Consider the following 16,452-nt stretch of genomic DNA (forward strand, 5'->3'; position numbering starts at 1 on the left):
GAAGCCCAGTAGGGCAAAAAACAGGTGGCTCCGTCAGGCCGGACTAGTGGCTCTCACTTCTCCGGACTGGCGGCTCCGCCGCTCCGGAATAATCATCGAACGGCTGAATCGCGAGATACGCAGAAGGACTCGTGTTGTCGGCTGCTTCCCGGACGGGGAATCGGCCCTTATGCTTGTCTGCGCAAGGCTAAGGCATGTCGCTTCGAAGGAATGGGGCACCAAGAGGTACCTGAACATGAAACACCTATACGAGCAGGAAAAGGAAAACGAACTGAAACGGGAACAGGAAAAGGACGGAAATGTAGCCTAGATCTGATGTTGGGACAAACTATTTTTGCGAAAAACCCTTGACACTACCAGCAGAGATGCTACGCAATCGACGTAAGAAATGCTCCCAAAGAGCATACTTTTGCCCTTTTTGAGCGAATTTGGTCAATTTGGGCCTAAAAACACCAAAAGAGGGGCGTTAGCCCCTCTTTTACGTCTTTTCAGTCCAAAATCAGCAGTTCCTACCCCGTAACCTTCCGCTTGATCCGCCCGAGCAGTCCCCGCACACGGATATACGCCCGCTTGAGGGGTGACGGGAAGGGGCAATACATTTTTATCAGCTGGTCGAGGGAGTATTTGTCCAGGTTGGCGAAGAATTCGGCGCGCTTGGGGTGCGGTGTACTAGAGCGGACGATGCAGGGGTTGCCGGCGATGGCGTATTCGACCTTGGAGTCGCATTGGGCGACCTTGTCGGCGACGGATTCGAACAGCATACTACCTGGAGTAGTATTCAGCAAAACAACCGATGCTCCCTTGTTGTCGTTCATTTCGGGATGATACTTGGAGATTCCCCAATAGTCGCCCAGGGTGATGTCGGCAATCCGGGGGAGTTTGCGGTAGTGGCAGTCATCGCAGGAGACATTCTGACAAATGCGGCTCAAGAAAAGGCGCATGTATTTCGAGCGGCCATGATGCACCGAAACGAATTTCCCGGACTTGAACCGATGTAGCAGAGCATAGCCACTCCAACCTACCGACTTGTCGCGGAAATTGATGACGTCCAAGGAGGAATTGTCCGTCATCTCCATTTCCCGAACATATTTCTCAAAAACTTTCACACTAGGCGTACCGTGGCACACGATATCCACCGTAAACAGGTCGGCAGAGACTGCATTGCCAAGCACCGCATAAAGCCCAGCCACCTGGCAGGGCGTCCCGGAGAACAGCACCTTGCGCCCCGCCTTGAGCAGGTTACGGACTTCGCGATACACGAGCCCGACATCGGCCTGCACATACTTGGATCCGCGCAGTTTTGCCAGGTCCGCCTTGTTGTCAACAACGATATGCCCGAAACGGGTCGGAGCAGTCTGGGCGACACCGACCACTACCCCACCGTCATCCAAAACGCGTTCCGCCAAGACAGTGAAGATTCCGCCGCTGGAAGACTGCAGACGGACAGACTCGTCCTTCGCACAGGCGGCCACCGTTTTCGGCGAAACATCCGCGACATTCGGGTTTTCAACAGGCTTGTTCCATGGGCATATCCGTTCGCAAGCACCGCATTGCACGCATTTTTCCGCATCAATAACCGGACGATAAAACCCCTCGGCATCCAGTTGCATCGAAATTGCGCTACGGGCGCAGACATTGGCACAAGCCGCGCAAGAAGAACAATTCTGGACGGGAATATTCATGCTAAACTCCTAAACAAACCCGAGTCAACCGCGGGAAAAGTTTTTTCATTCCCCATAAAAACGCATACGAAATCATGAAAACGATTGATGTCAGGCAAGCCCATTGCAAATATCCGTTCAAAGAGATGTGTAACATTTTTTTTACAGCAATGCGATAAGCCAAAAGAACATAGCAATGAATTAAGTATATCCCAAAAGAGTAAAATCCAACGGAACTTAGAAAAACAATTCCTTTACAATTTAATTTATCAAACGCATTCTTAACTTCTTCCGAAAACAAAAAAGGAATGAAACAAAATGAAAATAGCATTGCCGAGGGTTTCTGCCCCACACCAATACCATAACCCAATTTATCTAAAAACAAACTTTCTGCAAAGCACAAAACAAAAGCCAAAGATGACAGTAAAGTCCATGGTTTGATAGAGTAATTCCGTTCTTTTTTTCGTCCCAAATAATAACCAAATATAAAGAAAACACTCCACATCCAAAAACCTCCCGCATAAACAATTAGCGGAAGCGACATTCCTAATTTGGGCAGAAAATAAGACTTAACAGCCCAACCACAAACTGCTAGTATCAAAGAAAAAAATATAACAATAGGAAAAGTATTCTTGCCTTTATTATATACGTAATTCAAAAATGGTAACAGCAAATAACATTGAATAACTACAGCCACAAAATAATAAACAGAGTAGCCACAAAAAATTAAGCGAAATACACTTTTTAAAACATTTTGACCTGTTGCAATGTCCACCACAAATAACGGAAAAGAACAAAATAGAACAGGCAAATAAACTCTAAAAAATCGCTTCTTAAAAAATGGAAAAAAAAACATTCCTTCAACCCGTTTACAAGCCATAAAGAATCCACTACATGCAAGAAAAACAGGAACAGCAACATTAAAAAAATTTCGTAAAATTACAGACGTAATTGGGAAATTTCCACCAGCAAAAGAAACTCCAAATGAATGTATTAAGATGACAAAGATGATTGCACATCCTCTTAAAAAGTCATAATACGTCTCGCGTTTTTGTTCCATATGAGACAAATTCCTATCGACTCTTCAAAATTTTCTTAAACGGTTTTAAAATCAAGTCGCGTTCGTAGGCGTTCATCGAGAGCGTAAAGAATAGCGGCAAATAAACCACAAGATATAGGGCTATACCCGCAACGAGTTTCACTACAGAATCAAGGGCACATTGCTGCAAAACGTAGTAAGTCAGCACGGTCAATACACCAGGAACAATAGACATCTTTATGATTTCAATCCAGAAGCCTACTATATCAATCTTCTGCTTGATTTGATAATATACATTCATCACCAAGATTTGTCCCAAGACAAGGGCACCGGCAATAGCACAAGCACAACCGATTCCGCCATAATATTTGGACAGAGGAATCTGCGCGCCCAGGCTAATAAGGGAGATAACCAAATACAGGAGTGACCGGAACTTCATCTGATTGCGGGCCTGCAAAATTGTGATTCCCAAATTCTGAATCAGCGGAATTGTCAGAGGAACAAAGAACAGCATCGAAATAATATAGGCGTCATCGTACCCCTCCCCTGCCCAAAGGTGGATAAACTGACGACCAAAAAGGAAAAATCCCGTAAGGACCAGGATCATCACGCAATACTGAATTCGTCCCGTCTTGATGAACAAATCCGAAATCGATTTTCCATCGGAATCACGCACAGCCATAGCAGTAACTTTTGGCAAGAAAACACCACTAATTGCTGTAGAAAAACTCATATACATGTGTTCAAGTTGTATTGCCACCGCAAAGACAGCAACAACAGCTGTACCGGCGAAAGCCCCCAGCACAAATTGCCCCGTACTCCAATAAATACGATCCATTATGGCATTCAAGAAAATCCAAAATGAGTAAACAGAAACTTCTTTCAAAAAGTCCCACTGGAATCTTACAAATTTTAGTTTTATCTTCAAATAATGCTTACAATACCAAAAATTCAGGCCAAGCGTCAAAACATTGAAAATAGTTGTAACGACTACCATGGCGATAGCTTTGTAGCCAAAGGTCAAAAGAACAATCATCGTCGCCGTATTCAATATGATACGTACAATTGCAACGACCTTCTGGAAAACAAACTGCTCATACGCCGTAATAATTGAACCAAACAAACTGAATGGGAACGTAATCGCCAAATTGAGCACCATCAAGGCAAGGATAATCTTTGTACGTGAAAGTTCATTCGTCGTCATGGACGCATCAAAGATATTCTCAGCGTTCAAATACAGAATACCACCAGCCAATAGAGCAACCAATCCTATTCCGCAGTACAACAAGAAGAACATTCCGAACATTTCATATTGTTCCTCTTGTTTATCTTCGGCCCTAAATTTTGCAGTATAACGGACTACAGCGTTGCCAAAACCCAAATCAAGAACTGTCAAATATGCAACAATAGACGCCGCAATTGAGTAAAGACCATATTCTGATTTACCCATCATACGCAACATGAAGGGCGTGTAGAGAAGCCCAACAAGATTTTGGAGGGCCAATACCACATATGAAAGTAAAGCGCCAGTTTTTAACTGAGATACCTGCATTTACGATTCCAAAGCTTTCTTTAACCAGTTCAAAGAAAAATCCTTCATTTCAGCGAGACTTCCTGATTTATACATTTTCAAAAGTGATTCAAAACGCGCCGACCCTCGAGATTCATTGTAAATGCATTTAAATTCTTTTTCGAATATAATAGAAAATATCGTACCATGGAAGGAATCCGTAACTACATAAGACGCATCGCGAAACATTGCAAGCCATTCTGGAATACTCAATACCGCATTTCGATCTGCTTCAAAATATTTCAGAACGCACCCTCGTTCAGAAGCTATTGTTTCGCACATCGACCTTATGGAATCATTCCTATCCAACACATATGCAACAAGGATTTTTTCACAAGAAGCAGGAATATCTTTACAAAGATTACAATAGACCGTCTTGTCAAGTAAAAAAGTCGGATCAAGGACCCACGAGGCATCAACACCTAAATAATCATGGCATAATTTTACGCCAGAATTCTCTCGAACACTTATTGCATTAAATTTTTTTGCAAGTGTAGAGCATCTCTTTTCTTCTTTAGGCGAATATTCCCACTTATCAACACCAAAAGAGGCCGCATATGCAATACGTTTAAGATTACTCTCGTCTTTGCAAAAATCAAGAAACATGTCAATCAATTTATAACTATATTTAGGGCGCCAAACTTGATCAGAACCAACTAGTACCACATCAATGCCGTAATTTCTTAAAATTTGAAAGCTATATTTATACAATGTTTTAGTTTTTTTTAAATGAGTCGCCACAAAAAGTTCATTCTGCTTATTCCGACGTCCTTTGTGCGAAAACCAAAACAGCCTTCTTTTTTTTCCCCTTAATCGCAAAAAAATTGTTTTTAAAGATGAAAGAATATACCGCCAAAATGGTGGGCAAACCACCTTCATATAGTCTATAGTTATCGGTTCGTAGCCAAGATCCAAAATAACCTTTTGCATCGCAAAATTTTGGAGCAGTCCTCCATAATTATTTTGCAATGGTTGAGTGATAATAGCGATTTTTTCTTTTTTCATTATATTACAATTTAAAAAAAAGAACTTTACATCTATACATAAATCTTGCGAGCGAGAGGGAAAAATGCAACGCAATAAAAACAAAAAAATCTAATCGACCAATTGATTTCAATTCTAGTTTAAATAAATAATTTATCTCTGAATATAATTTTTTAAATTCGCTTGCAGATATTGATTCAAGATTTAAAGCAGTGTATTTCGCTTGTTTTTTTCGTTCTATCAAAAAAGAACTATCCCCAATTTGTTTCTGCAACCAATCAATTATAAAAACTTGAGACATTAATTTTTTCCCAGAAACCGTAAAAACTGCAGATGCCCCATTTACAATTCGATCATAATGATAAAACGCTTTCGGCAAATACGCCAATTTTATAGGATTAAGCGCTAATTTAAGATTCACATAGCTATCCTCACACATTACGATATTTTGCGGAAATTTAACATCATACTTACAAAAACATTCTCGTCGAATCAACTTATTCCAACAACATCCATGTAATTTATCTATTAAATCATAAAAATATGATTTATAATCTAACGATGTCGGTTTCTGTTTCACATACATTCGTTTTTTTCGTGTTTCAACAAAAAAATCACTAATCACAACATCTGCTTCTGTATTTTTTGCACATTCATACATTTCTTCTAACATAGCAGGCTCAATCCAATCATCAGGATCGACATGTATCACAAATTCGCCTAATGCACTATCAATCCCCGCTTGTCGAGCAGAACTAACCCCCCCATTTTTTTTATGAATAACACGAAAACGAGAATCAGCCACAGCATACTCATCACAAATTTTTCCTGTTTTATCAAAAGACCCATCATCAACAAGAATTACTTCATAATTCTTAAACGTTTGATTTTTAATACTATCTAAAGAGCGACAAATATATTTCTCTGCTTGATAAGCAGCAACGATTATACTAATATCAACCATTTGGCCCCACGAATTAATGTTTTTCCCTTGTCAAATAAATAAGTAATGCCGGTATGACAATGCAATAAAAAACATGACGAACACTCAAATACATGGAGTCCCGACCTGTTGTTGAAAAAATATATAGAGCTATGGATGAAAAAACATATTTATATCTAACTAAAATTTGAGGAAGCCAAAAGCAAGAAATCGAGTAAAAAATAAAAAAGCCCACAAAAAAAATGCCTACAACACCAAGCCATCCAAAATTATAAAAGGATTCACCAAGCATTGAAAATCCTAGACCATACGAGGTTTTTTCTGCTTCAGTGATCCAGGTACTTAAATTTGCATATTTCGCAAATGAAAAACCACCAAAAAGTATTGAAGGAAAAATACACAACACAGATGAAAGATATGACAAGCCGTAATTATATCCATAGATATCAAGAAGATGATCACGAAGGCGCATCCATATATTTGCAGAGCCGCCAAACTCGCCAAGAAACTTTGACGAAACATCAGTCAATCCCAACGTAAAATTGTCGGTTAAAATATCAAAAAAAGATAACGAATTCGTGCTTGTCCTATACTCCGCAATTGAAGGAGTCAAAAACAAAAAAAGGAATCCAATAAAGGACACACAAAAAACCTGCAATTTAGTCAACTTTTTTATGCCAGAATTCCATAAAAATAATAAACAGAGAACTATTGCAAAAGGTTTACTTCTTGTTCCGATAATCAAAGGACAAACAATGGGGATAAGAGAAAGCCCAAGAAAAAAATATCTTAAAAAAGAATCTTTGTACAAATATATCAAGCCAAACAACGCTGGAACAAACCACATTGCAAATATGGCAACAACAACACTTCCTTTCATCTCAAACACATCTCCATAACCATACATCATTGCCATTTTCATTAATGTAAATATTCTATACAAATAAAAAGGCATAGAAATCAGAAGTATAATTAAAAAAATTCTTTTCGCGTTCACATCTGTATCTAATTGCAATTTCGGCATGCAACATTCAATTTGCGAATTAATCACAAATACTCCTGAAAATAGCAAAGCAATTAGAGATAGAAATCCAAAAATCAAATATTCATTTACTAATTCCAATGGATAAGAATCAAACAAAAAAAACTTCGGAGCCTCTAAACCCAGAGAATAAAGAATAACATGTCCAAAAGAAAACAAAGAAATTGAAAGCCAACAAAAGGAATATGGATTAAACCAATTTTTTTCTTTTTTTACAAAATACAAATAACCATAAACAATCAGGAAATCGATATCCAAAGACATGACAAACGAAAAAAAAGAGTCCCCTATGTCCACAAACATTAACAAAAAAAACACCATCAGGATTGCAAGAGCAATCGCTACAGTTAAATTCTTGTCTATGCGAATTCTATTTATGATTCCATCAGATAGCATAAAATTTTTCAAATGTATGTACAGACTCTTTCGAATCAAAGCCTTTTTCCTTAAGCACTCTTATTCGCTGCAAGTCACTTACATTTTTCTCCGTCGTTAAATTCAATATTATATCGGCCCATACTTCTGCAGATTTCTTTAACGAACATCGATGCAATAAGCCAAAACCAAGGTCTGCTTCATCGGTAATATTATCCGAAATCAAAGCAGGGACACCAGCCGCTTGAGCTTCTATTAATGTCACAGGAAATCCTTCATATTTTGACGGCATTAAAAGAACATTTATACATTTAAAAAGAACCGGGACATCTTTCCGATTACCCAAAAGAAGCACATTGTTTTCCAAAGAGTTTTTTTGTATTTGAAATTCCAACGTACTTCTTAGAGGTCCTTCTCCGGCCAAAAGGAGAACAAAATCTTTATCATACTTCTTCAATTTAGTCGCAATTTCAATAGCAAACAAATGATTTTTTACTTCATTTAATCGACCAACCATCCCTATAATTATTTTTTTTTGCGATATGTTTAATTGTTCTTTTAAACGTTCAACTAAGCTACAATCAACATTCACAAACGAATCAATATTTATCGGATTATAAACTATATCATACTTTTTTTTGCCATAAAGAGCCATCCCAGCAGAGCGACCACAACTCAAGAGGAGAGTGGCATTATGTGTAATAAAAAAACCAGTTAACGCATAATAGATCTTCCTAAAAAAACCTTTTGAATTACTTCTTAAGGTTGTATGAGAATGACTTATGCGAATCGGAATTTTCAACAATCTCGCTATACTTAACGAAATGGCATTATGAGAATCCATATGAGCATGAATCCCCTTATATGGACCATATTTTTTTACAATATTCCTAAGTTTAATGAAGTAAGCAATTGGATTCCTAGCATATTTTTTCCCCAAAACAATAACTCTACCCCCATTTTGCTTTACAATTTCCGCATATGGGGATTTTACATCACCATACACTAAAAAATCAAATTGAATTTTCTTTTTATCAATTTGTCTGTATACATTTATTATCATCGTTTCGGCTCCGCCCATTTGCAGATTTCCGACAACCTGTAGAATTCTAACAACCGACATATCTCACAACACCTTTTCTCATAAATTAATGATTAAATTTCTTTTTCCAGTACAAGAAAATCAAAAAATTCAAATCTAATAAAAGCGAATATTTTGCCAGAAACCCACTCCAACACCTAAAGGAAGAATCCTTGATTGCCCTAGAAAATTCCTTTTTCTTTATTTGGGTTCTTATTTCAAAAGAAACTTCACGGTATTTCTTACCACTATTAAATTGAGAAACTGCAACATTGAATAATGAATGTGTCAAATATCTGTTTATTTGTGGTGTGAAATCGTATTCATCTGAAGGAAGATTTTCCTTAAGAACGGAAGAAATCATTGCAGGACCTTTCCATGACAAACATTTTTTTGCATGCGTTATTGATTCCACATTCAAACAATTATAACAATACAAACAATCATTAATAATATACATTGACGAAATTGATGCAATATACGGCTTGGTAAAAGCTAAGTCTTCTCCCATCACAATACATCTATCAACATTCATTTGATGAGGCACAAGCTTTTCACGCCTAAAAAATTTTCCCCATGCACTAGAAGGAAAAGACTTTGCTTTAGGGCTTTCAATTAAAGATGGATATATATCGGCAAGCAAATCTTTTTTTTCATACAGTCCTATTCTATACGGAATTTTATGTTCTACAATTCTATTCTTCATATAGTATAAAGCCGAACAACAAACTAAATCTACATCATATAAGGATACAACTGAATAAAATTTTTCAATACAATTTTCACAAATCCAATCATCACCATCAACATAAAAAACATATTCTCCCTTTGACGCAATTAATCCTGTCTGACGAGCAGAAACGAGTCCCCCATTTTTTTTATGAATCACTTTGATTCTATCATCTTTTTTTGCATAGTCATCAACAATCCATACACAAGCGTCGGAAGAACCATCATCTACTAAAATAATTTCAAGATCATTATACGACTGACATATAATACTATCAATACATTTTTTTATATACTTTTCAACATTATATATCGGCACAATAACGCTTATCAACATAATCAAACCTGTATTATTAAAACCCGTTCTATCAATAAATCGAATATTCAATTATTCAACATGACAAATAAATCCATAATCGTAGTCTCTGTGCCACCATAATTTATGACAAAAAAAAACGAAAACTTCGAATCATAAAGTCTAAATCTTATTTTTTATATCAGTTGATGAAATTCCTTTAGTATACGGCAAATATTCTATTGACACACCAACTTTCGAAAACTGTTCCTCTGTTTTATTATACCGTTCAGAGCCCTTCCAATCATCGCCAGAAAACAACACATCAAAATGAAACTTTTCTAAAGCTAACATTTTATCATCTGTAATTTTAAAATCAACCAGTTCTGCACGATCAACACATTTAAGAGCATTTAATATACGAACTCGTTCATTCTCGGCAAAAACAGGTTTTTTATGTTTGATGTTTATGACATAATCATCATCACACACACCGACGATAAGTACATCGCACATTTCCTTGCACCGTTCTAGCAAGTTCAGATGCCCCACATGGAACAAATCAAAAACACCTGCTGTGTACCCGACTCTATATTTTTTCATAACACCTCCTTATAGTTATTTTCGAAATCTATTACCTCAGGTTGATGTTTCCATACTTGTTCTTCAATTGGTGGCAATTGCATATAATTTCTATACCAAGACTTTAACATTCCATCATAATCAGAGTAACCCATAAAATACGCATTTTCAAACAAGTACTCGTTCATTCTTTGAGGCATATCCGCGGGCATAATATGATTAAAGCCATCCATAGAATTGGCACTTACTAAAGAGCAGTTTAAATCATTCTGATATTTCATCATTTTCTTCAAAAAGAACTTTCTTATTTTCCTTCTTAATCCGCCCCTAAATAACTTAAGCATCAAATTAGAAATCATTGTTACAACAACTGAAGAATTTTTAGGAACAAATTCCCTCGTAAACAACTGATAAATCATCGTATCTAATTTAAAAAAGACTTGACTTAATTTATTATTTGGAAAGCGATCTAAGGGAAGGATATCAACAAAGATTCCTTTGTGGTACAATTTATCCTGTTCGTCCCTCTGCAAGAAACACGTATTATTTTTTCTAATTTTTGTAAAAGACTGTGTAAAATCCTCATCTGTATCTTTATTCTGAAGAATGAAATCTTTATTATTCGATTCATTCCATAGTTTGATGAACCTATCGTAATCCTGCCGTTCCATGCACAAATCAATGTCATCATCCCAAGGAATAAAACCCTTATGCCTTACGGCACCCAACATCGTCCCGCAATACAATGAATATTTAATATCATTTTTTCTACAAAAATCATCAACAACTTTCAAAATTTCAATTTCAACAGAATGAAGTCTTGATAAAAAGTCCTTTTTATTTTCCATAAACATCCTTCATCTTATTCAAAACATTTTCCAAACCAAAATCTTTCACCATTCTGCCATTTGCGTCACCCATTTCATCCCGTCTAGACTCATTTTCTATTAAGGACTTGATTCGACACATTAAAGAATCTTCATCATTTGGTTCAAAATGGCACCCACCAACATTATCTACAACTAAATCTGTATTTCCACGAATTTTAGAACACACAATAGGACATCCGCTAGCCATCGCTTCCATCATTGAAACAGAAAGTCCTTCGCGGAAAGATGGGAATACAAAAATGTCCGCAGCCCTGTAAAGTTTAAGGGCATCCGTCCTATATCCGAGCAAATGGAACTGATTTTCCACGCCTAATTCTTTTGCCAGATTTAGCAGGTTTACCTTTTGGTCGCCCAAGCCAGCAACTGCATAATGAACATTTGGGTTGTTGAGTTTCGCCAACGCCCTTACGACAACCTGATGATTCTTGTTTACATTGAGTTCGCCAATCGAGAGCAGCAAAACGCAATCTTCGGGAACACCCATAGACTTCCGGACTTCATTCCGGTCGCACTCTATGTTCTGGATTTTCGAAAGGTCTATCCCTACCCCAGGCACATAACAAACCTTCTTGGCATGCATTTTCTTTTGGGCCAGGGCGTAGTCTTCTTTATTGATGGTTATCAAGACATCCGTAAAGCGGGCACAAAACCGTTCTATCGGGTAATACATCAACCAATTCTTAAGCGGAGCACCCTTGAAAAAGTGGAATCCGTGGGCGGTGTAAAAGACCCGCGTTCCCTGCTTGCGGACTTTGCGGCATGCCAATCGCGCAATCATCGAAGCATTTGGCGTATGCGTATGGACAATATCATAATGTTCCGTTTCAACAAGCTGCTTGAGCATCTTATAGGCTTTAAGATTGTCCTTACAAAATGGAGAGCGCGAAAACGGAATGTCGTGAACCTTGCAGCCGAGGGTGTTGTAAATTTCGGGAACGGGCTGTTCGCAATTTGTCGCAATTTCGACGGAATGACCTTCGTTTAGGAGCATTTTTATATGCTCAGGAAAAAAGCCCATCGTCATAGAAACCGTTGTTACATAAAGAATTTTCATTATACGTTCGCAGCCTTCGGCAAAAATTCAACGTAAAAATCGCCATTTTCCAGCGTTTTGAGTATCTTAACTTCGTTTACGGACTTGGCGGCCGCCATAGAGGCGGAATTTTCGGGCGATATCGAGCCGAACATGCGGAGCCCGAGGGCTTCGTTGACCTTGTTCATGGCGATTCCCTCGAGTTTCGCAATTCCCTTACCCCTGTAAGAGTTACCGACCATATAGCCCTTGAAGCATTTCCCGTTCACAAAACAACGCAAAAAGAAGTATCCGACAATCTTTTCGCCGTCCAGCACGAGGAACGTGAGAAAAGCCCTATTCCTGATGATTTTCGAGAGGGTCTTCTCGTCGAAGGCGTGGGGCTTGAAGAACTTGAAGGCTTCTTCGGGCTGTTCGGCGAAGAAGGCGGCGAGGGGGGCTGCGTCGGCGGGGGCTGCCACGCGGAGCGTGAACTGTCCGGAGCATTCTTCCAGGATTGCGGGGATTTTCCGGAGGGCGCTCCCGTGGGTGAGCGCGAACACGAAGGCGTTGCACCATTCGACGATGTTCCAAAGGAACCCGAACCTGTCGCGGAGAATGTGTGCCAACTTGTAGAGCATCAGAAAGCCTCCGCAATAAGCTTTTTCGCTTCGACTTGTCCGCGGTCGTACTGTTCGCGGGTGATCTTGCCGCTTGCGAGCAGGTAGTCGCCGAGGTCGGTGGCGGTGTCGCAGCCTTCTTCGGTAATTCCGTCGCGCTTGAACACTTTGCCAAGCGTAGTGAGAATGATTTTCACGTCGCCAAGGAAGGTGATTTTCTTGATGTATTCAAGATCGTAGCCGATTTTAGCTTCCCAGGTGACGGCGTTGCGCCCGCTCACCTGCGCAAGCCCGCTGAGTCCCTGCCGCACGGTGTGCCGCCTGCGCTGTTCGGCGGTCATGAATACCATGTCGCGCACGAGCTGGGGCCTTGGCCCGATTACGGCCATGTCGCCCTTGAGGATGTTGAAGAGTTCGGGGAGTTCGTCGAGGCTGGTGGAGCGGAGGAACTTGCCGTAGGCGTTCAGGCGCACGTCGTCGGGGAGCAGGTTCCCCTGCGCGTCACGCTCGTTGGACATGGTGCGGAACTTGACGAGTTTGAAAATTTTTTCGTTAAGGCCCGGGCGCGGTTGAGTAAAGAAGGGGTTACCGTGCATTTTGACGGCACCCACAAGCGTGAGAACAATAAGTAGCGGGCTCAGGGCGAGAATCGCGGCCAACGCGCAGCAGAAATCAAGGACTCTTTTTAGGCAGCGAGAATACACCTGCGCAGACCTCGGGGTTAAGTTTGAAAGCCTATTTAGACCAAATTTAGTAAACTTCTGTATATAATGTGATTTTACTTTAAAAATAATGACAAAAAACTTACGAAAACAGACTTCAACATAAAAAGCCCGGCTACATCGCCGGGCCATCAAGAAATATTTAGTAGTTATTTTCCAAGTTTCTCTTTAATCGCAAGGACATCCTCTTCCGAAAGCTTGGAAATGCGCACAACCTTTTCAACGGAATCTCCGTCCGCAAGCATAGCCGCAGCCATTTCTAGCTTGGCTTTTGCTATACCTTTTTCCTCGCTTTCATGAAGGTCATATTCGTAAGTCATGTACTTGTTCCTTATGAGAGTGTCGGCTTTGTAATAAGACACCTGGTCGTTGATGGTTTTAGTTTCACGGGAGTCCACATTCCGGGTCGCAAAATACTTCATATAAGCCTTAACGGCCGGGTCTTTGAAATCCTCGTACTTTTTAAATATATAAAAGTTTTTGAAGGTGCGGTCATTCAATGTGACACTAAAATCTTCGCGCGCCCTGTTTTCGAAATGATAAGCGGGGAACCCACGTCCAAAAATATCCATCGGGCAAAGGAAGATGATGTATTGCTCCTTGAGACTAGTATAATAGCCACCCTTTGAAAGAGCCACGCCATCACCTACGCTCTGATAGTATCTAGCGCGCTGCGGGAGCTCCTTGGTATCAATCATTTGACGCCTTCGGCGTCTGCGGCTGCACTCGGTCATATATACGAAACTTGAAACTTTAGTTTCGTAGTTGAGTTATCCTCTTTGGGGAAAATTATGCAAGCATAATTTTGCGACGCTCGTTTTGCACGCTACTGCATTTCCAAATCAAACGAGTCCGAACATAATCGGATCTGTAATGTCAAGGTCGTCAAAAGACTTGATATTCATTGGTATTTTCCTTTTGCGTTAAGTTGTGGAGCACTCCCTCTTTCCTAACACGCTTTTGACGCCTTCGGCGTCCGCGGCTTCATTCGGTCGCAGAAAAATGCAAGCATTTTTCTGCGACACTCATTTCGCACGCTTTTTTCAGGCGTTTGAATACCAATTTTTTGTAAAACTTTTGTAAAAACAAGATTTTCCCCCGGCCACCACTCCCCAACCACCCCCCAAAAAATTTTTGGGGGGAAGAGACGTGCAGAACTTGTGAATAGCTGCAAACAATGTTTGACATTCAAAAAAAATCTGTTGATAGCTGCAAACAACTGATTGCCAATTTAGGCTTTTTTTCGTTTTTTACGATTTCATTTGATAGATTTCTCCTCCAGCTTTTATGGAGGCTTTATGAACCGCAGTGATTTTTTTGCCATGGTTAAGGATGTTCACAAACATCCTGAACGACTGGCCGAATACCGCAAAACCTACAAGAACGTTTATCCGTTCAGTGACGGGATATTCAAAATGCTTATGGCAAACGAGGCCAAGCCCGAGCGTACCGTGAAGTTTTTGAACGCAATGCTCATGCTTTCCGGTACGAACGCAATCAAGACTTTCTCGTTGGGGGTTCCTGAGAATCCAGGCGTTCTAGACGACAAGTCCGCCATTTTTGACATCTACGGCATAACGGAAGCAGGCAATCCCGTTCTTATCGAAGTACAGCAGAATTTTAACACGCTATTTATCGACAGGCTTATTTACTACACATCCCGAGTTATTTCGCGTACGGTCAAAAAGTCAAAGGATTACAACCTGCCACACATCTATGTACTTTCACTGTTAACCGAGAACCAATTTCCACTAGAGCGCAGCACCTATCTTCACCATGCACAGCTCGTGCGCAACCGCCGCCTGTTCTACGAAAAATTGGACATTTATCTTATTGAAATCGAAAAGCTCTTTGCAATCGATGACCGCACCAAGCCCGAGAATCGAGAAATGACCGACAGAGCCGAAATGCTCCGCATATTCCGAGATGTTCTCGAGGAAAAGGAAATCCCTGTTGAAAAGTTGCAGAGATTGCTTGACAAGGACTTTGCAAAAGATGTATCTTTGCAGGGGTATACGGACGAAACGCTTTTGAACGAGGTTGATGGAATGACAGACTTGCTTTACGAAAAACAGGGCTCATACCAGCAGGGTCTTGACGACCGCGGACGCCAAGACGCCCAACTCATGGTCGACAAAGGCATTCTGACTCCTGAGAAGGCAGCTGAACTCTTCCACGTTTTACCCAAAGATATTCTTCCATCAAAGCAATAATTCTAAGCATTTTAAAAAGCCCCTTTTGGGGCTTTTTAAGAATTGCGGCAACGATCGTGACCCCTTGGGGACAAGACTCGCCAAGCGAGGCTTGGTTTTACGAGGTGCGCGGGGTGGCGGAGCCGCAACGCGGGCCCGTAAAATAGAGCGTGACGGCGTGGAGCGCTAGCGCAGCGCCGGGCCGCCCAAAAGGAAAAAGTCGAGGCTGGTGGAGCGGAGGAACTTGCCGTAGGCGTTCAGACGCATGTCGTCGGGGAGCAGGTTCCCCTGCGCGTCACGCTCGTTGGTCATGGTGCGGAACTTGACGAGCTTGAAAATCTTTTCGTTAAGGCCGGGGCGCGGTTGCGTAAAGAAGGGGTTGCCCTTCATTTTGACTGCACCAACGAGGGTGAGAGCCACGAGGAGCGGGTTCAGGCAGACAATGGCCAGGAGCGCGCAGCAGAAATCAAGGACTCTTTTTAGACAGCGGGAATACACCAGCGCAGACCTCGGGGTTAAGTTTGAAAGCCTATTTAGACCAAATTTAGTAAACTTCTGTATATAATGTGATTTTACTTTAAAAATAATGACAAAAAGCTTACGAAAACAGACAACCTTTTGTTTGTAAATTTTCATAAACTGACAAATTACGACATCAATTATAGGTTATTTTTACATTGATAAAAAAGGATTAACCATGAGTGAATCATTTCAC

At 40.3% G+C, this 16,452-nt stretch carries 15 protein-coding genes and 2 pseudogenes; 2 read left to right on the forward strand and 15 right to left on the reverse strand.

The features are described 5' to 3' along the window. Window positions 1-61: 61 nt before the first annotated feature. A pseudogene (locus BUC02_RS14985) lies at window positions 62-310 on the forward strand (transposase); the annotation flags it as partial. Window positions 311-509: 199 nt separating this feature from the next. Here BUC02_RS14985 and BUC02_RS14990 read toward each other — a convergent pair. From BUC02_RS14990 to BUC02_RS15055, 14 genes are all read right to left on the reverse strand, one after another. Beyond that, complete coding sequence (locus tag BUC02_RS14990) at window positions 510-1,682, reverse strand: Coenzyme F420 hydrogenase/dehydrogenase, beta subunit C-terminal domain (RefSeq protein WP_073323908.1); 1,173 nt, start codon at window positions 1,680-1,682, stop codon at window positions 510-512. Window position 1,683: 1 nt separating this feature from the next. Continuing rightward, window positions 1,684-2,721: an acyltransferase gene (locus tag BUC02_RS14995; protein WP_073323910.1), complete on the reverse strand. Its 1,038-nt coding sequence runs from the start codon at window positions 2,719-2,721 to the stop codon at window positions 1,684-1,686. A gap of 13 nt (window positions 2,722-2,734) precedes the next feature. Next, a complete protein-coding gene (locus BUC02_RS15000) occupies window positions 2,735-4,252 on the reverse strand; it encodes an oligosaccharide flippase family protein (protein WP_073323912.1) in 1,518 nt (505 codons plus the stop codon). Then, window positions 4,253-5,275, reverse strand: a complete 1,023-nt coding sequence (locus BUC02_RS15005) for a polysaccharide pyruvyl transferase family protein (RefSeq protein WP_073323914.1) — start codon at window positions 5,273-5,275, stop codon at window positions 4,253-4,255. 4 nt (window positions 5,276-5,279) lie between these two features. Then, window positions 5,280-6,218, reverse strand: coding sequence for a glycosyltransferase family 2 protein (locus BUC02_RS15010; protein WP_073323916.1), 939 nt, complete (start codon window positions 6,216-6,218; stop codon window positions 5,280-5,282). Window positions 6,219-6,231: 13 nt separating this feature from the next. Further along, the gene (wzy, locus tag BUC02_RS15015) at window positions 6,232-7,635 is read right to left on the reverse strand and encodes an O-antigen polysaccharide polymerase Wzy (RefSeq protein ID WP_073323918.1); all 1,404 of its coding nucleotides are present in this window, start codon (window positions 7,633-7,635) and stop codon (window positions 6,232-6,234) included. Further along, window positions 7,625-8,737 carry a glycosyltransferase gene (locus BUC02_RS15020; RefSeq protein WP_073323920.1) on the reverse strand — a complete coding sequence of 371 codons (1,113 nt, stop codon included), beginning with the start codon at window positions 8,735-8,737 and terminating at the stop codon, window positions 7,625-7,627. The genes wzy and BUC02_RS15020 overlap by 11 nt, the downstream gene beginning before the upstream one ends. A gap of 25 nt (window positions 8,738-8,762) precedes the next feature. Beyond that, on the reverse strand, window positions 8,763-9,761 hold the full coding sequence (locus BUC02_RS15025; protein WP_073323922.1) for a glycosyltransferase family 2 protein: 999 nt from the start codon (window positions 9,759-9,761) through the stop codon (window positions 8,763-8,765). Window positions 9,762-9,902: 141 nt separating this feature from the next. After that, entirely contained in the window at window positions 9,903-10,322 is a 420-nt protein-coding gene (locus BUC02_RS15030) for an FAD synthase family protein (RefSeq protein WP_073323924.1), read from the reverse strand. Then, window positions 10,319-11,149: a LicD family protein gene (locus tag BUC02_RS15035; protein ID WP_175549906.1), complete on the reverse strand. Its 831-nt coding sequence runs from the start codon at window positions 11,147-11,149 to the stop codon at window positions 10,319-10,321. The genes BUC02_RS15030 and BUC02_RS15035 overlap by 4 nt, the downstream gene beginning before the upstream one ends. Next, window positions 11,139-12,245, reverse strand: a complete 1,107-nt coding sequence (locus BUC02_RS15040; protein ID WP_073323928.1) for a glycosyltransferase family 4 protein — start codon at window positions 12,243-12,245, stop codon at window positions 11,139-11,141. The genes BUC02_RS15035 and BUC02_RS15040 overlap by 11 nt, the downstream gene beginning before the upstream one ends. Beyond that, a complete protein-coding gene (locus BUC02_RS15045) occupies window positions 12,245-12,844 on the reverse strand; it encodes a GNAT family N-acetyltransferase (RefSeq protein WP_073323930.1) in 600 nt (199 codons plus the stop codon). Before BUC02_RS15045 ends, BUC02_RS15040 begins: the two co-directional genes overlap by 1 nt. Next, window positions 12,844-13,527 carry a sugar transferase gene (locus BUC02_RS15050; RefSeq protein ID WP_073323932.1) on the reverse strand — a complete coding sequence of 228 codons (684 nt, stop codon included), beginning with the start codon at window positions 13,525-13,527 and terminating at the stop codon, window positions 12,844-12,846. Before BUC02_RS15050 ends, BUC02_RS15045 begins: the two co-directional genes overlap by 1 nt. 167 nt (window positions 13,528-13,694) lie before the next feature. Continuing rightward, entirely contained in the window at window positions 13,695-14,243 is a 549-nt protein-coding gene (locus BUC02_RS15055; protein WP_073323934.1) for a hypothetical protein, read from the reverse strand. 600 nt (window positions 14,244-14,843) lie between these two features. Between BUC02_RS15055 and BUC02_RS15060 the strand changes: the two genes are divergently transcribed. Further along, window positions 14,844-15,758 carry a PD-(D/E)XK nuclease family transposase gene (locus tag BUC02_RS15060; protein ID WP_073323936.1) on the forward strand — a complete coding sequence of 305 codons (915 nt, stop codon included), beginning with the start codon at window positions 14,844-14,846 and terminating at the stop codon, window positions 15,756-15,758. 198 nt (window positions 15,759-15,956) lie between these two features. On the opposite strand, the pseudogene BUC02_RS15065 reads toward BUC02_RS15060, so the two are convergent. After that, a pseudogene (locus BUC02_RS15065) lies at window positions 15,957-16,235 on the reverse strand (sugar transferase); the annotation flags it as partial. Between the last annotated feature and the right edge of the window lie 217 nt (window positions 16,236-16,452).

The sequence above is a fragment of the Fibrobacter sp. UWOV1 genome (assembly GCF_900142495.1).
GTDB lineage: Bacteria > Fibrobacterota > Fibrobacteria > Fibrobacterales > Fibrobacteraceae > Fibrobacter.